Annotated in this window: 13 protein-coding genes; 3 read left to right on the top strand and 10 right to left on the bottom strand. The window is 51.8% G+C overall.

Annotated elements, in window-relative coordinates; genetic code table 11:
- The 6 genes from Q0L28_RS00725 to pabB form a co-directional block, all read right to left on the bottom strand.
- A partial coding sequence (locus tag Q0L28_RS00725) for an MFS transporter (RefSeq protein WP_296630178.1) occupies positions 1–938 on the bottom strand: 938 nt, incomplete at its 3' end.
- Positions 935–1,924: a DNA polymerase III subunit delta gene (gene holA / locus Q0L28_RS00720; protein WP_296630175.1), complete on the bottom strand. Its 990-nt coding sequence runs from the start codon at positions 1,922–1,924 to the stop codon at positions 935–937. The genes Q0L28_RS00725 and holA, both read right to left, overlap by 4 nt.
- 9 nt (positions 1,925–1,933) lie before the next feature.
- On the bottom strand, positions 1,934–3,979 hold the full coding sequence (locus Q0L28_RS00715; protein WP_296630173.1) for a ComEC/Rec2 family competence protein: 2,046 nt from the start codon (positions 3,977–3,979) through the stop codon (positions 1,934–1,936).
- 163 nt (positions 3,980–4,142) lie between these two features.
- Complete coding sequence (locus Q0L28_RS00710; RefSeq protein WP_296630170.1) at positions 4,143–4,751, bottom strand: helix-hairpin-helix domain-containing protein; 609 nt, start codon at positions 4,749–4,751, stop codon at positions 4,143–4,145.
- A gap of 60 nt (positions 4,752–4,811) precedes the next feature.
- A complete protein-coding gene (gene leuS / locus Q0L28_RS00705; RefSeq protein ID WP_296630167.1) occupies positions 4,812–7,292 on the bottom strand; it encodes a leucine--tRNA ligase in 2,481 nt (826 codons plus the stop codon).
- Positions 7,293–7,320: 28 nt separating this feature from the next.
- Positions 7,321–8,619, bottom strand: coding sequence for an aminodeoxychorismate synthase component I (pabB, locus tag Q0L28_RS00700; RefSeq protein WP_296630223.1), 1,299 nt, complete (start codon positions 8,617–8,619; stop codon positions 7,321–7,323).
- 91 nt (positions 8,620–8,710) lie between these two features.
- Between pabB and Q0L28_RS00695 the strand changes: the two genes are divergently transcribed.
- Positions 8,711–9,505, top strand: coding sequence for an aminotransferase class IV (locus Q0L28_RS00695; RefSeq protein ID WP_296630163.1), 795 nt, complete (start codon positions 8,711–8,713; stop codon positions 9,503–9,505).
- Here the strand turns inward: Q0L28_RS00695 and cydC are convergent.
- The 4 genes from cydC to Q0L28_RS00675 all read right to left on the bottom strand — a co-directional run bounded on the left by cydC (position 9,495) and on the right by Q0L28_RS00675 (position 15,094).
- Entirely contained in the window at positions 9,495–11,144 is a 1,650-nt protein-coding gene (gene cydC / locus Q0L28_RS00690) for a thiol reductant ABC exporter subunit CydC (RefSeq protein ID WP_296630160.1), read from the bottom strand. The two genes, Q0L28_RS00695 and cydC, sit on opposite strands and share 11 nt — an antisense overlap.
- Positions 11,134–12,561 (bottom strand): ABC transporter transmembrane domain-containing protein, encoded by a 1,428-nt coding sequence (locus Q0L28_RS00685; RefSeq protein WP_296630158.1) that lies wholly within the window; start codon positions 12,559–12,561, stop codon positions 11,134–11,136. Before Q0L28_RS00685 ends, cydC begins: the two co-directional genes overlap by 11 nt.
- A 78-nt stretch (positions 12,562–12,639) precedes the next feature.
- Positions 12,640–13,659 (bottom strand): cytochrome d ubiquinol oxidase subunit II, encoded by a 1,020-nt coding sequence (gene cydB / locus Q0L28_RS00680; protein ID WP_296630155.1) that lies wholly within the window; start codon positions 13,657–13,659, stop codon positions 12,640–12,642.
- Positions 13,660–13,678: 19 nt separating this feature from the next.
- Positions 13,679–15,094 (bottom strand): cytochrome ubiquinol oxidase subunit I, encoded by a 1,416-nt coding sequence (locus Q0L28_RS00675; protein ID WP_296630220.1) that lies wholly within the window; start codon positions 15,092–15,094, stop codon positions 13,679–13,681.
- Between the two features lie 149 nt (positions 15,095–15,243).
- On the opposite strand from Q0L28_RS00675, the gene Q0L28_RS00670 reads away from it, so the two are divergent.
- Both Q0L28_RS00670 and Q0L28_RS00665 read left to right on the top strand, forming a co-directional pair.
- Positions 15,244–15,939 carry a DedA family protein gene (locus Q0L28_RS00670; protein ID WP_296630152.1) on the top strand — a complete coding sequence of 232 codons (696 nt, stop codon included), beginning with the start codon at positions 15,244–15,246 and terminating at the stop codon, positions 15,937–15,939.
- Complete coding sequence (locus Q0L28_RS00665; RefSeq protein WP_296630149.1) at positions 15,939–16,673, top strand: SOS response-associated peptidase; 735 nt, start codon at positions 15,939–15,941, stop codon at positions 16,671–16,673. Before Q0L28_RS00670 ends, Q0L28_RS00665 begins: the two co-directional genes overlap by 1 nt.
- The last annotated feature ends 3 nt before the right edge of the window (positions 16,674–16,676 follow it).

The following is a 16,676-nucleotide window of genomic DNA, read 5'->3' as shown; positions in this document are numbered from 1 at the left end:
CCAAAACTGAGCACGCCACAAACAAGTAGTAGCCAGGTGTGATCCCGGGTCTGAACGATGAGGGTGAGCCCTAAGTAACCGACGAATGTCAACAAGCTGCTTCCAGCCGCCCACCAAGACAAGCGCTTGAATTTACCAAGCAATGACGAAATAAGTAACCCAATAGGAATTCCGATTGCTCCGGTGAGCCCAAGAAAGGTACCCGCCTCGTCAGGACTAAGCCCAGTTGAGATTAGGGCAAGTGGCAACCAGCCCAACACCGCATAAAAACCAACTGACTGAAATCCGAAGAAAGCAACAATGGCCCAAGCTTGCGGTGACCGGTTCAATGTTCTTCGGTGATCATCCGAGGCGCCCAAAATTTGAATTACGTGTGGATCAGCGCGCCTAACTTGAGGCACCCAGAGCAGCAGAGCAAGCAACATTGGAAAAGCCCAAAGCAACAGGGCAGAAACCCAACCACCAAAAAATGTGCTGGTGGGCACTGCAATAGTCGCCGCCAAACTTGCTGTGATTGCAACCACTGTTGTGTAGGCGCCAGTTACGAGGGGTATGTGGTTCGGGAATCTGGATCGCACAATTGTTGGCAAAAGAACATTCGCTACCGCGATGGAGAGACCTACGGCAACGGTTCCGATTAGCAGCCCAAGATATCCAAAGAAGACTCTTTCAACCGAAGCAATAATGAGGCCAATTAGCACCCAGAGCATGGTGTGATCGACACCTAACTTGCGCACAATCCAGGGGCTTGCAAATGCACCGGCGCCAAAACACAAGACGGGTGCGGCTGCCAGCAATCCAACCAGTTGGGTTGAGAGGTGCAGAGACTGCTGAATTTCATCAAGCAGCGGCCCCATCACCGCCACCGGCGGTCGAACCACCATGGCAATTGCCAAAACTGCAATAAAAGCCAGCAGGCCGAATTTGGTTTTGGTCATTTAGATTCGGCTATGCCCTTGCGAGAAATGAGTTGAACGAGTTTCTCGAGTGAGTAAACCGGGTCGCGCTCGGCACCTTTTGCAGCGGCATCGGCTGCTGCAATCGCTTCAATGGTGTTTGCCAAACCATCATCAGACCAACCAGCCAAATCTTTGCGCGCACGGTCAAGTTGCCAAGGCGCCATGCCAAGTGAGGCGGCCGAAGCCGAACGATTGCCAAAAATCTTTGCCATCTGACGAAGTTTCATCGAAAGCGCTGCCACCAGTGGCACTGGGTCAGCACCCGTGGCCAGCGCGTGACGCAACAGCGAGAGTGCTTCAGCCGCTCTGCCGGCAAGTGCGGCATCGGCTACTTTGAATGCGTTGGTCTCAACACGGCCACCGTAGTACCGGTCAACGATCTCATCGGTGATCGAATCCGCGCTATCGAGCAGCAACTGACTACACGCCGCTGCAAGTTCAGCGGTGTCGTCAGCAAAAGCATCTAGCAAGGCGCGCGCAGCTGCGTTGGTAATTTTGCGGTCTGCTGCTGCGAATTCCCCCAACACAAAAGCCTGACGGTCGGCATCTTTCTTGATTTCGGCGCAGGCAATTTCATGTGCGTGCGCGTTTTCTCGAATAGCCTCAACCAATTTTTTGCCGCGCACGCTTGAGCTGTTGTGGCGAATGATCAGCGTTGTGTCGGCAGTTGGTGACTCCAAATAAGCGATGCCGTCTTCAATAAAGTCATCGCTGCATTTTTCTGCACCTCGGATAATCACCAAGCGAGGTTCAGCAAACAGTGAAGGGCTAGTGAGGTTCAGTAGGGTTCCAGCGTTGTAATCTGCAGCTTCAAGTTCATGAATTTCGAGCGAAGCGTCCGCTTCTTTTAGTTGGGTTCGAATCGCTCGAATTGCACGCCCCGCCAGGAATTCTTCTGGGCCCGAGATGAAGACAATGGGCGCCGGCGCTGCTTTGCGCCAATCAACTGCCTTTGCCTTGCTCACCCATCAAGCCTAACCCGCACCCGATGTGGCAAAGCCAAGACCATGGGCGGTTGAGCCAACTGAGATTGCACCTAGTTCATCGGTTCTGAGGATTTGGGACCCGATTCGATTCAGCAGATTCAGAGTTCGACCGGTGGGGTGACCATAACTATTGCCCTTGCCCACCGAAATCAAACTAAGTTGCGGGTGAATGGTTTCGATTAATTCGGCATATTGATCGGCCGAGCCGTGATGTGAAACCTTGAGCACCAAAGGCAGCTGGCTGCCTCTGCCCCACCAGGTAGATAGCGAAGCGGCAAGTCGCATTTGACCACGCTCGCCAAGATCGGCCAGTGTGATCAAGTTAAACTCAGGCCCACGCCAGATTGCAGCGATGCTGCCATCATTGGAATCTTCGGGTGAGCCCGCTGGATTCAACAGTTCAAAATCAATGTCGCCCAGTTTGCCGGTAAAACCGCTAGAAGCCGAATTAATCGGCACTCCCGAATCACGCAAAAGTTTTAGAGCACCTAGTGCACCCCAACGTTCGTCTGGGAATGAACTAACAATTGCCGTGCCGATCTTTCTGCCTGCGATGGCACCGCTTAACCCTCCTACGTGGTCCATGTCGAAGTGAGTGAGCATGAGCAAATCAATTGATTCCACACTGAGTCGGTCGAGGCATGCATCTATAGGGGCGTCATCACGACCAACATCAACCAAAGCGATTCGATTAGCCGAGCGAATGACAAGAGCATCACCCTGGCCAACATCGCAATTCACAATCTGCCAGTTATGCATTGGCCAACTTAGCGAACGAACATATCTGGAACCGGTAATTGAAAAACTGATTGCAACTACTAGAGCTATTGCAAGTGCGGCAAGCTGCCTGATTCCTGCACCTCGTGATTTGAAAAAGACCAACACCGCAACGATGAGAGTGATGGCCACCAACACTCCGGCGACCCCACTGAACCACTCGATGGTTGGCTTAGGCAGACTTGCAAATCCATGGGCTATTCGAGTGATGCACCAGGCTGCTACGGATGCCAGCCAAGACAAGGCGCCCGCTAACCAAGGCAATGGATAAGCCAACAAACAACCGAGGATGCCGAGCACCGTAATCGGTGCAACCAAAGGTTCAGCTAAAAGATTTGCAGCAAGTGAATAACTTGCCAAGCCGCCTTGCAATTGCAGCAACACTGGCAGGCAAAAAAGTTGGGCCGCAACGGCCACCGCAATAGACAAGGCCATCCAACTTGGCAAATGAGCAGATAACCATTCAGTCATTGGTGATGTGAGCAGCAAAAGTCCAAGCGTTGCTAACACTGACAACGCAAAACCAAAGTCAATTGAGAGCCAAGGGTCTGCGATGAGCAACACCAACACAGCCAAAGCCAAAGCACTAACCGGGGATGTTCGGCGCCCCGCGCCAGAGCCAATCAAAACTGCCCCGGCCATCACGGCAGAACGAAGCACGCTGGGTTGAGCACCAACCAGCAACACATAACCGACTAGCGCAACTAGAGCGGCAAGAGTTCGGCTTGTTCGTCTTGCCCCAAATCGTTTGAGCAAAAAATAGACCAACGCAACCACGATGGCGCAGTTTGCGCCAGACACAGCCGTCAAGTGGGTTAGCGAAACAAGTTTCATGTCTGCCAACACCTGCTCGCTAATGGCAGATGTGTCACCAATGGCCAAACCTGCAACCAATCCAGCGGCATCGGGTGACACCCCGGAAAGGTTTCCAAGGAAATTTTCACGCAGTGCCGTGAAGCCGTCTAGATAAGCCGGAGCAATCTGAACGAGCTTTGGCTCATCGCGGCAATAGCCGGAGAATCCGTCGCGACTCGGCTGAAGCGCGGGCCGAAATTGCAACTGGCAGGAGTAGATGGACCCTCGATGAACTTCACCAAACTCGACGTCTCCACTCACGGTGCCGCGGGCAGCCAAACCAACGGCACTTGAACCCAGATCGATTTGTTTTAACCTGACGACCGCACTGAATCGTTGATGAGCTTTTCTAGGATTCTCAAGAACTTCAAACCAGGCAGAGTGCTGTTGAAACTCGGACACCGACTCATCTAATTGCAAGGGCTTAGCCGCGTTGCGTTGTAGTGACAGAGACGTGAGCGCTAAAGCTAATGCAACGACCGATAAAACAAACCAGCGACTTCTTAAAAACACAACAGAGCAATCAGCAATGCTAACCAGGTGGCAACTGCGGCAATCCAGGTGCTCACAGAGTCACCAAATTTTTGATTCCGGCAAAGAGTTTGTCGCCAATGCCACTGACGTTTAGCAGGTCTTCTTTCTTCTTGAAACCTCCGTTAGCCAGGCGCCAGTCGATCATACGACCAGCAAGCGCCGGCCCTACCCCGGGCAAACTTTCGAGCTCGGCCTGAGATGCCCGATTCAAACTGATCTGAGCCGAAGCTGCCGAAGTGCCCGCGCTGCCAATTGAACCAAGCTGGCCAATTTTGCTAACCAATAATTGCTCACCATCGCTCAGCGACCTAGCCAGATTGATGCTGGACTGCTCTGCTCTGCTGGTCATTCCACCGGCTGCAAAAATTGCATCAACGACCCGAGCACCAGCCTCAAGTTGATAGATGCCGGGTTTCAAAACCTCGCCAACCACGTGCACCAAGATCACGGGTTGGCTAACGGAGACATCAACTGGTGACTGGGAAGGAGATACCACCTGAACCGAGGCAGGCGCAGCAGTAGCTGTGTTGATGACAAACACAATTGCTGCTGCCAGGCCAACCAAACTAAAAAACATCTTTTTGCTGATTGGCTGCTTGCCCGCAATCAGTTGCGAAAACTTTAGTTTCAGTTCATCCATTTGAAAAAACTAAATCGCCGAACCAATTGGCCCGGCGAGATAGCAAAATCTGTGGAAAAACTACTTGGTGGCGATGTTGACCAGCTTCGGCGCACGCACAATCACATTTGCGATTTGCTTGTCGCCGATGGCACGAATAACGGACTCCGAGGCCAGTGCCTGGGTGCGAAGCTCATCCTCAGTGATTGCAACTGAAACTTCGAACTTGTCACGCAATTTGCCGTCTACCTGAACAACTGCCACAACATTGCTTTCAACCAAAAGTGATTCGTCGGCCACACCCAATTGAGCCAGAGCAACGCCTGGTTCAAAGCCAAGCTTTGCCCACATGTCTTCGGATGTGTAAGGAGCGAACAGCGACAATGCCTTGGCAACAGTTTCGGCGGCCTCGCGAACGGCAGCATCAGCGCCACCCGCTTCTCCATCGATGGCCTTGCGCAATGCGTTGACCAATTCCATAATCTTTGCGACGCCTACGTTGAACTTAAAGTTCTCAATCAGTGGGCCAAAATCACGCAAGAAGGTGTGAGTGGCCTTGCGCAGCTCCTTATTGCCAGTTGCAAAGTCAACCCCGGGTGCGCTGGTCACGTCATTCGCTGTGCGCCAAGCGCGAGCCAAGAACTTTGCTGCACCAGCCGGGGAAACATCGGCCCAGTCAATGTCATCTTCAGGTGGGCCAGCAAATGACATGGTCAAACGCACTGCGTCGATGCCATGCTCATCTAGTTGCTCACTTAGTGCCACGATGTTGCCGCGGGACTTTGACATCGCGCTGCCGTTCATCAAAACCATTCCCTGATTTAGCAGGCGGGTAAATGGCTCTTCGAAATCGATGTGACCCAAATCGTGCAGCACCTTGGTAACGAAGCGCGCATAAAGCAGGTGCAAGATCGCGTGAGTTACGCCGCCAACATACTGATCAACCGGCATCCACTCTTTTGCTGCTTCTTTAGGAAAGGCGTGCTCGGTGGAAGTTGGTGACAAGAAACGCAAGAAATACCAAGACGAGTCGACGAAGGTATCCATGGTGTCGGTGTCTCGCTGTGCCGCGCCGCCACATTTCGGGCAGGTCACGTTAACCCAGTCGGTTGCTCCACCAAGCGGTGAGGTTCCTTTTGGTTTTAGATCAAGACCTTCAGCCGACGGCAATTCAACCGGTAGCGCATCCAAAGGCACTGGCAATTCGCCACAATTTGCACAGTGGATGATTGGAATCGGGGTGCCCCAGTAACGCTGACGAGAAATTAGCCAGTCGCGCAAGCGGAAATTCTTTGAACTCTTGCCCATGCCATCTGCCTCAAGCACCTCGGCAATCTTTTTAATTGCATCAGCCTTCGACAAACCATTTAGTGGTCCCGAATTAATCAGAGTGCCTTCACCGGTTGTTGCAACGCCGCTCACCGCAGGGTCTTCTTCACCGGTTTCGAGAACTACCTGAACAGGCAAATCAAATGCGCGAGCAAAGTCAAGATCGCGCTGGTCGTGCGCCGGCACAGCCATGATGGCGCCGTGGCCATAGTCTGCAAGAACGTAATCCGAAGCCCAAATTGGTAGCTTGGCACCGTTTACCGGGTTGACTGCAAAACGATTTAGTGAAAAACCGCTCTTAGGTCGATCGGTTGCCAAACGCTCAATGTCGTTTGATTGCTTCACCTGATCTAAATAAGCAGCAAAAGCAGCTTGGGTTTCAGAATCTGCATCTGCTGCTAGTTCTGCAGCAAGCGCAGAGTCGGCAGCAACAACCATGAAGGTTGCTCCAAACAAAGTGTCTGGTCGGGTAGTGAAAACAGTCACCGGCTCGGTGCGGCCTTCGATCACAAAATCAACATCGGCTCCGTGCGAACGACCAATCCAGTTGCGTTGCATCGATAGAACTTTGCCCGGCCAATTGCCTTCGAGTGTGTCTAGGTCATCTAGCAAGCGATCTGCATATTCGGTGACTTTGAAGTACCACTGAGTCAGTGCCTTTTTGGTGACCACACTGTCGCAGCGCTCGCAAAGACCCTGCACAACTTGCTCGTTGGCCAAAACGGTTTGGCAACTTGGGCACCAGTTAACGTTCGAGTTTTTGCGGTAGGCCAAACCCTTGTTGTAAAACTCAAGAAACAGCCACTGGTTCCAACGGTAATAAATCGGGTCAGAAGTGATCAGCACGCGATCCCAGTCGAAAGAACACGCATAGCGACGCATCGACGCACGCTGTTGCGCGATGTTGTCGTAGGTCCAACCCTTTGGGTCCAACCCGCGCTTGATGGCTGCGTTTTCAGCTGGAAGACCGAATGAGTCCCAACCGATTGGATGCATTACGTTGAAACCCTTTTGCACCCAGTAGCGAGAGATTACGTCGCCAAGTGCATATGCCTCGGCGTGACCCATGTGCAGGTCGCCCGATGGGTATGGGAACATGTCGAGCACGTACTTCTTTGGGCGGGTGTCCCCTGCATTGCCAGACGCAAACGGACGCAGGTCATCCCAGATTGGAAGCCACTTGTCTTGAATGGCGAATACGTCGTATTCGTTCTCGTTAATTGCGTCGGTCATTCTTCTAAGGTTACCAAGCGAATGGGGCCTAAACCCAAGGGTCGTTGGCTCCAATGGCCGCAAGAAGAGCTGCAGCCTTGAGCCTGGTCTCGGCTAACTCTGATTCTGGGTCTGAATCGCTAGTGATTCCCCCGCCAACGCCGATGTAGGCAAGCGCACCTTCGAAAACAATGGTGCGAATCGTCATGCCAAAATCGGCGCGACCGTCAAACCCCAAATAGCCGATAACTCCCGAATAAATTCCTCGAGGGCCTTGTTCAAGTCGCTCGATAATCTGCATGGCGCGCAGTTTTGGCGCTCCAGTCATTGAACCGCCGGGAAAAGCCGATTGCAAAGCATCAACTGAATTTTTACCTTCGGATAATTGCGCCTTAACGGTGCTCACTAATTGATGAACGGTTGCATAGCTCTCGACTTCAAAGAGTTTTGGAACGTTGACCGAATCGGCCTGCGCCACTCGCCCAATATCGTTGCGCATTAGGTCAACAATCATCAGGTTCTCTGCGCGCTCTTTGTGGTTGCTGCGCAGTTCTTCGGCTGCGGCTGCATCACTGAACTGGTCGCGGCCACGTGGTCTCGTGCCTTTTATCGGCTTCGTGCTGATTAGCCCATCCGCGGTGACTTTTAAGAATTGTTCAGGAGAACTGCAAACCACAACCAGATTTCCCAATTTGAAATAGGCCGAATAAGGTGCCGGATTCTTTTTGCGCAATTCAAGATAAGCATCTAGCGGGTCTGGAGCCTGCTCGATGTCGATGCGATTAGTTAGACAAATTTGATAGACGTCGCCGGCTGCAATGTGACGCTGCGCGGTTTCGATCATGCCCAGGTAGTTGCTCGAATCGTGACGCAAAGATGCGTGTGACTTCGATCGGTTGTTCTTGTTGCGGTGTCGATAACTTGCCGAATCACCTGCAACTAATCCGAGGCGCAATAAAACCGCATGATGCCAAGCTTCAAAGTCGGCCGCGGATGCGAATCTGCCGACGAAAAATAAACGTCGGTGTGCGTGGTCAAAAACTATCGCCCGGTTGGATTCGATGAATCGAGGTTCACCCTCGTAAGTAATCAAGCCAACTAATCCGGGGCGCCAATCAAAAGGTAGAGCATCGCCAATAATTTCTTGAGCTGCTTCGATTCTGGCTGATAGCGCTTCGGCCCAGTCACCCTCAATAGCAGCCTCGACACCGGCACCAATAACGCTGAAGCGATCATCGTGATTGTGTTCTCGGTCTAGCCAAAAACTATTGGCTTGCTCAACGAAGAATGCAACAAACGCGTCAGCTGGGTGAACCCAACCCTTTAAAACGGCACTAAACAGTTGCATGCCGTTCACCTGCCTCGCCTAAGTTTTTTATGTGCCGAATTCGTAATCTAGATTAGACGCAGGCCACATTGGTGCATATCGGAGGTGAAAGATGACTGACTTTGGTCAATTCTTTTGCTATCGCTCGGGGCAATTAAAACCCGTGACCGAACCTGCTGCCACCGAGGTGCAACTGGCGGTAGCCGATAGTTGGTTGGTAGAAGACGGCAAAGCTCGTCACATGAACCGACACTTTGAACGATTTGCAAACTGGGTAGCGGCTTCTCACCCGCTAAGCGCCAATCAACTGCCTGAATTCTTTGAATTGGTCACAGCGGCTATCCCACGCGAAGGGCGTTGGTTTCCTCGCATCGAATTGCACGGCGAACAACCGCAGGCAAGCAACCTGTTCTTGCGCTTACGTGAGGCACCTGAACAGCTTGGCGCGATGACACTATGGACATACCCTGAGGCGGATCCACGCAAGTATCCGCAGATTAAAGGACCCGACCTCAGTTTGTGCATGCAGATTCGTCGCAAGGCCCAACTGCATGGCGCAGATGAAGCCGTATTTCTGGATGAAAAGGGTTTTATTGCCGAAGGTGCGCTGAGTTCAATTGTTTGGTGGCGTGGCGACGTTTTTTGCGCCCCAGGCAACGAGCTGCCTTGGCTCGACAGCATCACTCGCCAAGAAGTTCTTGAAATTGCAGAGCAAATGGGTTTCACAACCCGGCTTGAAAAAGTGAAACCAGCTGACCTGGTTGAACTTGAAATTTGGGGCTTGAGCTCACTACAGGGAATCCGCGCAGTCGAAAACTGGATTGACCTGGGCGGGCCAGTAGGTGCACCGAAACATCTTGATTCGTTTAGCAAACGCCTTCGGATGTTGTCGCAACTTATCGACTAATTGCGATGCTCTTTTGAGTAAGTTTGCCGAGCTGCTCGTCATGGGTAATCAGAATCACAGCTCGACCAGTTTGACGCTTTGCAATTTGCAGAAGATCTGAAACTAACTCGAAAGCCATCTCTTGATCAACATTTGCCGTTGGCTCATCAAGAATCAGAACATCAAAGCCCTTAAGCAAGGCGCGTGCAAGTGCAAGGCGCTGGGCTTCTCCGCCGGATATCAAAACCCCACGCTCACCCAACTGAGTGTCTAGACCTTCACGGTTCTTAAAAGTTCCACTCATACCTACCGTGTGCAAAACCAATTCGAGTTCAACATCCTCGGCTTCGGGTTTGGCTACTAACAGGTTTGCTCGAACTGTTCCTTTGAAAATCGTTGGATTTTGCTCGAGATAGCCGATGCGATTGCGAATTTCATGAGCAGCAAATTCATCCGCCGGCACCCCGTTGATTAGGTATTCACCCGATCGAACATTCAAAAGATTTGCCAAAGTTAGCGCCGCCGTGGTCTTCCCTGCCCCGCTGACACCGTGGATGAGAAGGGTTTCACCTTGACTGATCTGCAAATCGAGATTGCTAACCGTGCTCGGTGCATTTGGATAACCGATCTCGGCATTTTTGAGTTGCAGGGTTTCAATCGGGCCTAGTTCCAGCTGGCCAGCGGCTTCAGCTAATTCTTCAGGCAGTTTACGTTCTAACAATTGATTTACTCGGTCTGCGCTCTGTGCATATTTTTGCCACGCCGAAATTGAAGCCTGGCTAGCTGAGAGAACATCAAAAACTGCCATGGGCACCAAGGCAAACAGTGCAAGCAAAACGCCTGGCTGCTGCCCCTCGGATACCGCCTGAGCACCAAAGAACGTAGTACCTAGAGTGGCGAGCGTTGCCAAAAGTGAAAAAAGTGCTTGGCCAAATCCGATTGCAAAGGAGTTGCGAGTCACAGCTTTCGATAATGCCAAATCTGTGGCAGCGATGGCTTTAGTTTTGTGCTGCAACCAACCCAGCGAGTGCCACAGTTCTTGGTTTTCCAAAATTTCAATCAGTTGAACATTCAACTGAGCCTTGGTGCTCGCCATCGAATCATCGGCTCGTTTGCTCGCGAGAGCAGAAGCCGGCAGCGCAACAACAAAAGCAATCAGCAATGTTGCAGCAAGCACTAGTGCAGCCGAAGGCAACAGCAGGCTCATGCCAATCACAGTGAGAACAGAAACGAAAAGCGACTGAGCCAAAGGCGAAATCACTCGCAAAGGCAGGTTCTGAAGCTCGTCGACATCCGAAGTTAATTTGCTGAGTACCTCGGCCCGTTTGTTGCCGGCCAGACCTGCGGGTGAGAACGGTAATAGCTTTTCAAAAATTCTTGGGCGCAAGGCAGCCAGCATTCGAAAGGCTGAATCGTGCAGGGAAATGCGCTCGCCGTATCTGAACGCGGCACGGCCCAGGGCAAAGCCACGAACACCAACCACAGCCACCATGAGGTACATCACGGGTGGTTGCTCGGCCGCTCTTGAAATCAGCCACGCCGAAGTTGCTAAGAGTGCAACGGCAGAAAAGCCTTGCAACAAACTTGAAGCTAGACCGAGTCGAAAGCTCCTGGTTTTTGGCCAAGCCAATGAGATGCGGTTGCGCAGATTATTTTGCATTCTGCACCTCGATTACTTTTGCTGCGGCAGAGATTAATTGCTGTTGGTGTGTGATTGCTACAACGGTGACGCCGTCAGCCGCAAAACCCTTGAGTGAATCAATAACTAAACCTGCACGATCTGCATCGAGTGCACTGATGGGTTCATCAAGCAGCAACCAACGCGAGCGATTAGTAAGCGCTGCATAAAACGTTCTTGAAATTGCAATTCGCTGAGCTTGCCCGCCCGAAACCTGACTAGCACTCTCGCCAACCTGAGCATCGAGAGCAATGTCGTCAAGTGCGGCCAATTTCTTTGCGGTCTGTAAATGCTCATCGTTCACATGATCAACCGGCCCGTGGATGTTCTCGGCCACTGTGCCAGCCACCAAGCCGAGTGATTGTGGCATCCAAGCAACATTCGATTGCTTTGCCAACTCCCTCATCATGGTTGATTTACCAACACCAGAAGGGCCAACCAAAACATTTAGCGCCCCGGCTAGATACTGAGTTGAGTCAGCTTCGGCGGGTTTTGCTTTTGAAGCGGCCGCTTCATCCAGAATGTCTAACACTGCTTTTGAGGCGGTCACTCCCTCTGCTGCGGCATGGAATTGCACTCCAACCTGACGCAGGGGTAAATAGGCCTCTGGGGCCAAAATCAAAATAAATAAACCGGTGAACAGCGCAATCTGCCCATCTACCAATCGCAAGCCAATTGAAACAGCGATGAGTGCCACCGAAAGACTGGCGGCTAGTTCGAGCGCGAAACCAGATAAGAAGGAAACCCTCAGCACCGTCATGGTGCGAACGCGATATTCTTCGCTCACAGCCTCAATGGTTTGCACCTGGGCCTTTGCCCTTCCAAACACGCGAAGCGTGGTTAGGCCACGAAGCACCTCAAGAAAATGCTGGCTAAGCGCTACGAGAGAGTCAAGTTGCTTTTGTTGCACCGAGCGTGTCGCCCAGCCAATCAAAACCATGAACATTGGAATTAGCGGAATAGTCACCAGCACTGTGATGCCGCTTGCGAAATCTTGGGACCAAATCAAAACGATAAAAATTGGTGTGACTATGCCGGTGTAAACCAACTGTGGCAAATATTTCGCAAAGTACGGCTCAAGTGCGCTCAAACCCGAAGTGCCAAGTGTGCTCACTTCGGCAATGCTGCGTTGATCAAGCCAATTCGAACCCAACTTCTGAACAGCGCCTAAAAGCTTGGCTCGCAATTCCAAAATAACTGAGCTAGCGGCACGCGCTCCGAGCAATTCTTGAAGCCAAATAAAGCCTGCCTTGGCGATGCCGGCAAGCAGCACAAAAATTAGTGATTGAGAAATCGTTTCAAAAGATGCGCCACGGATAAAAATCGATGAAACGATTAGGGCCAGGTTCCAAGCGATAACGACTGTGGCAACCGTGCTGCCGATGGCAAGAGCGACCACGCTGGCGATGAACCAGCGGGCCGCTCTTGCTTCACGAAGCAGTCGGGGGTCTAGCGGTTTGATAGTTGCCCCTTTTGATTAGTGTGAACCGGCAGGAATCGACTTTCGACTAATGCGGTTGCGGAATACCCAGTATGTCCAACCTTGGTAAAGCAAGACCAATGGAATCATGATTATCGCTACCCAGGTCATCACAGTGAGTGTGTATTGGCTAGACGAAGCGTTTTCAATGGTCAAGCTAAACGCTGGGTTGGTGCTTGATGGAAACACGTTTGGGAACAACGCTGAGAACAGGCTGCCAACCGCAGTGATGATGGTGACCACAATAAAGCTAAAGGCAATGCCTTCGCGCTTGAAGTAGTTGGCAATCAAACCTGAGATCAGGGTCACCGCTGCAACAGCGGACAAGATGAAACCAAGAACGCTCCAGTGTGAAATTAGAGTCCAGGTCAAGAATGCAGCTGCAAGTCCAGTGCAAACAATGCCAACCTTGGTAGCCAACTTGCTAGCGCGATCTTTAATGTCACCATCGGTTTTCAAGGCGATGAACATTAGACCGTGAGTCCAGAACAGAGTCAGAGTAACCAGCCCACCCAGCAAACCGTATGGGTTTAGCAGGGTGAAAATGGTTCCGGTGTAAACGTGCTGTTCATTTAGCGGCACACCCTGAACGATGTTGGCGAAAGCAACACCCCAAAGCAATGACGGAACCGCTGAACCAATCACAATCATCCAGTCAAAGTTGCGCTTCCAGACGACTTCGTTGGCGCCTACTGTTTTGCCTTTGCCACGGTATTCAAAGGCCACGCCTCGCACGATCAAGGCAAGCAAGATCAACAGCAACGGCAAGTAGAAACCACTGAACAGCGAGGCGTACCACTCTGGGAACGCCGCAAACAAGCTTGCACCGGCAACAATTACCCAAGTTTCATTGAGATCCCAAACCGGGCCAATGGTGTTGATTAGCACGCGGCGGTCGGTGTCGTCTTTACCCAAGAACGGCAATGACATTCCAACGCCGAAGTCAAAGCCATCGAGCACAAAGTAGCCGATGAACAAGAAACCAACGATTAAGAACCAAATTTCATTTAGTTGCATTTTTTATACCTTCGATTTCTTAGTAAGCCACTGCAAGGTGGTCAGCGGACTCAGTCTTTTTAGGTTCTTCGATGCCGGCCTGTGCAGCTGCTAGAAGCAAGCGCATTTCAATAACTGCAAGCACCGCATAAACCAAGGTGAACGCAATCAACGAGATCAGCACGTCAACACCGTTGATGCCTGGTGAAACACCCGCGGATGTCTTCATCAACTTGAACACCAACCAAGGCTGACGCCCCATTTCGGTGAACAACCAGCCGAGTGAAATAGCTAACACCGGAATTGGTGATGCCCAGATTGCAATGTTCCAAGCCCACTTAGGTAAAGCGAAGTTGTTCTTGCGAGTTAGTACTAGCCCGACTGCAGCAATCAAAATCGAAAGCATGCCAAGACCGATCATCCAACGGAATGCCCAGTAGGTAATCCAGATCACAGGCATGTAATCGCCCGGGCCATAAGCCGCAACGTATTGCGCTTGCAAATCATTCAGACCTTCAACCTTGCCATCCAAGGTGTGAGTCGAAAGGAACGAAAGCAAGTTAGGAATGCGAACCGAGAAAAGTTCGCTCTTGCCATCCGGGGTGCCCCAAGTGAAGATCGAGAATGATGCAGGTGCCGCTGTGTTGTAGAGAGCCTCAGCTGCAGCCATTTTCATCGGTTGAGTCTGAACCATGGCAAGACCAAGCCCGTCACCAGAAAGCACGGTGCCTAGACCACCAACGATTACGGTCCAGAGACCTAACTTAAGCGAGGTGCCCATTGCAGCAACCTGCTGGTTGCGCTTTAGGTGGTAGGCCGAGATGCCAACCATAACCGCACCGGCAAACATGAACGATGCGGTGATGGTGTGCGGAAACTGGTTTAGAGCAACGATGTTGGTGAGCACTGCTCCAATGTCAACGAGCTCAGCTCGGTTCTTGGCTTCGTTGATTTCGAAGCCAACCGGGTTTTGCATGAAAGAGTTGGCGGCAAGAATGAAGTAAGCAGAAAGCACAACACCTAGTGCGGTCATCCAAATGGTTGCCAGGTGCAAGCCCTTTGACAGGCGATCCCAACCGAAGATCCAAAGACCAATGAAGGTTGCCTCAAAGAAGAAGGCAAGCAAGCCTTCCATGGCAAGCGGTGCTCCGAAGATGTCTCCCACGAATCGTGAATAGTCAGACCAGTTCATACCAAACTGGAATTCCTGAACGATGCCCGTGACCACACCGATGGCGAAGTTGATCAAAAAAATCTTGCCAAAGAGTTTGGTGAGCTTTAGGAACTTCTCGTTTTGAGTGCGGTACCAAGCGGTCTGCAGAATCGCCACCAGGAAAACCATTCCAATGGTTAGCGGCACAAACAAGAAGTGATAAACGGTGGTTATACCGAATTGCCAACGCGAGAGGTCGAGCGGGCTTAGTTCGGTGAGCACTGCTGAGATAGCGGCGTGCATTAGCTTCTCACTTTCTGGAGAGGCAAACATTGCCTTCCAACTACGGTTTACTCCCCTTTATAACGTTTAAGCAACAAAGGTTAGGCATACCTAAATTATTAGAAAGTGTTTCTATAAAGCCCGAGCAACACGCGTGCGAATATGGTCGGGTGAATGAAATCTTGGATTGGCTGCTGAACACTGTTCAGGGCGTTGATCCCCTGCTGCGTGATGTGCTGGCCGGCCTGGCCATAATGCTCGAGACTTCACTTTTTGTTGGCTTGATCATGCCCGGCGACACCGTAGTTTTGGTGGCTGCCACGGGTGTGCAAAATTTCATCGACTTCCTCGGATTACTCGGCTTTGTGCTGCTCGGTTCACTAATCGGTGAATCAATTGGTTTTTGGCTTGGGCGACTTTTTGGTCGTCCGATTCGCGCCAGCAAACTCGGTCAAAAAATTGGCGAGCGAAATTGGCAGATGGCCGACACTTTTGTGGAAACGCGTGGCGGCATTGCGGTGGCGATCTCTCGCTTCTTGCCGGTGCTGCACTCATTGGTGCCGGTGGTTTCGGGCATGACCCGCATGCGCTATTCAACTTTTATCAAGTGGACTGTTGCTGCATGCGCAGTGTGGGCATCGGCCTATGTTGGCGTTGGCTACCTAGCTCGCACCAGCTATGAACAAATTGCCGGCAACCTAAAATTTGGCGGCCTGGTTTTCGTTGCGATCATCGTGGCGTTTGTGGTTGCGGTGCACTTTGCCAAAAAGCGACTTGAAAAGACTGCCGAACGCATGATTGAACTTGGCGAAGAATCTCGCGCTGCGGTAGCCGGCGGCGAGCAAATCGACGAGGACATTCAGTAATGTGCGGTCGTTTTGTGGTGGCTCGCACAATTGGCGAGATTCAAACAATTTTTGAAGCGGATGAAATCATCGGCGAACATCCGGGGATTAGTTACAACGTGGCACCTACCCAACCAATCAGCATTGTGGTTGATCGTGCCTTCGATAAAGCCGCGGATGGCAGCCCGGTTGGCGAACTTAGCCGACAGCTGCACGTTGCACGCTGGGGTTTGGTGCCGCGTTGGGCCAAGAGCCCAACCGAACACGCGCCGTTGATTAACGGTCGCATCGAGAGCATTCTCGAAAAGCCTTCATTCAAAGATTCGGTGGTTCGTCGTCGCTGCGTGATTCCGGCCTCGGGTTATTACGAGTGGCACGTCAACGCCGATGGCACCAAGCAGCCTTATTACATCAACGCCGGTAGCGACGGCATGTTTGCACTAGCCGGTCTCTACGAATGGTGGGCCAACCCATCCAAAGCTGCGGATGCGCCCGACCGCTGGTTGCTCTCGGCAACAACCTTGACCAAAGACAGCGCACCCGAATTGGCTCACATTCACGACCGCAACCCGGTGTTGCTTTCACCTGCCACCTTTGAGGCTTGGCTAGACCCGCACATCGAAGGCGATCAAGATTTGCTCGACGCGGTGGCAGAGGAATCTAATGTGGTGGCCAGCGAGGCCGAGTTCTTCAAGGTCGGTGCCGATGTCGGTGCGGTTCGCAATAATGAACCTTCGCTAATCAAGCCGCTTTAGGCT

The organism is Rhodoluna sp., assembly GCF_024639375.1.
Classification (GTDB): Bacteria; Actinomycetota; Actinomycetes; order Actinomycetales; family Microbacteriaceae; genus Rhodoluna.
Note: the sequence above shows the minus strand (reverse complement) of the source record. Positions and strands in the feature narration are given on the sequence as shown.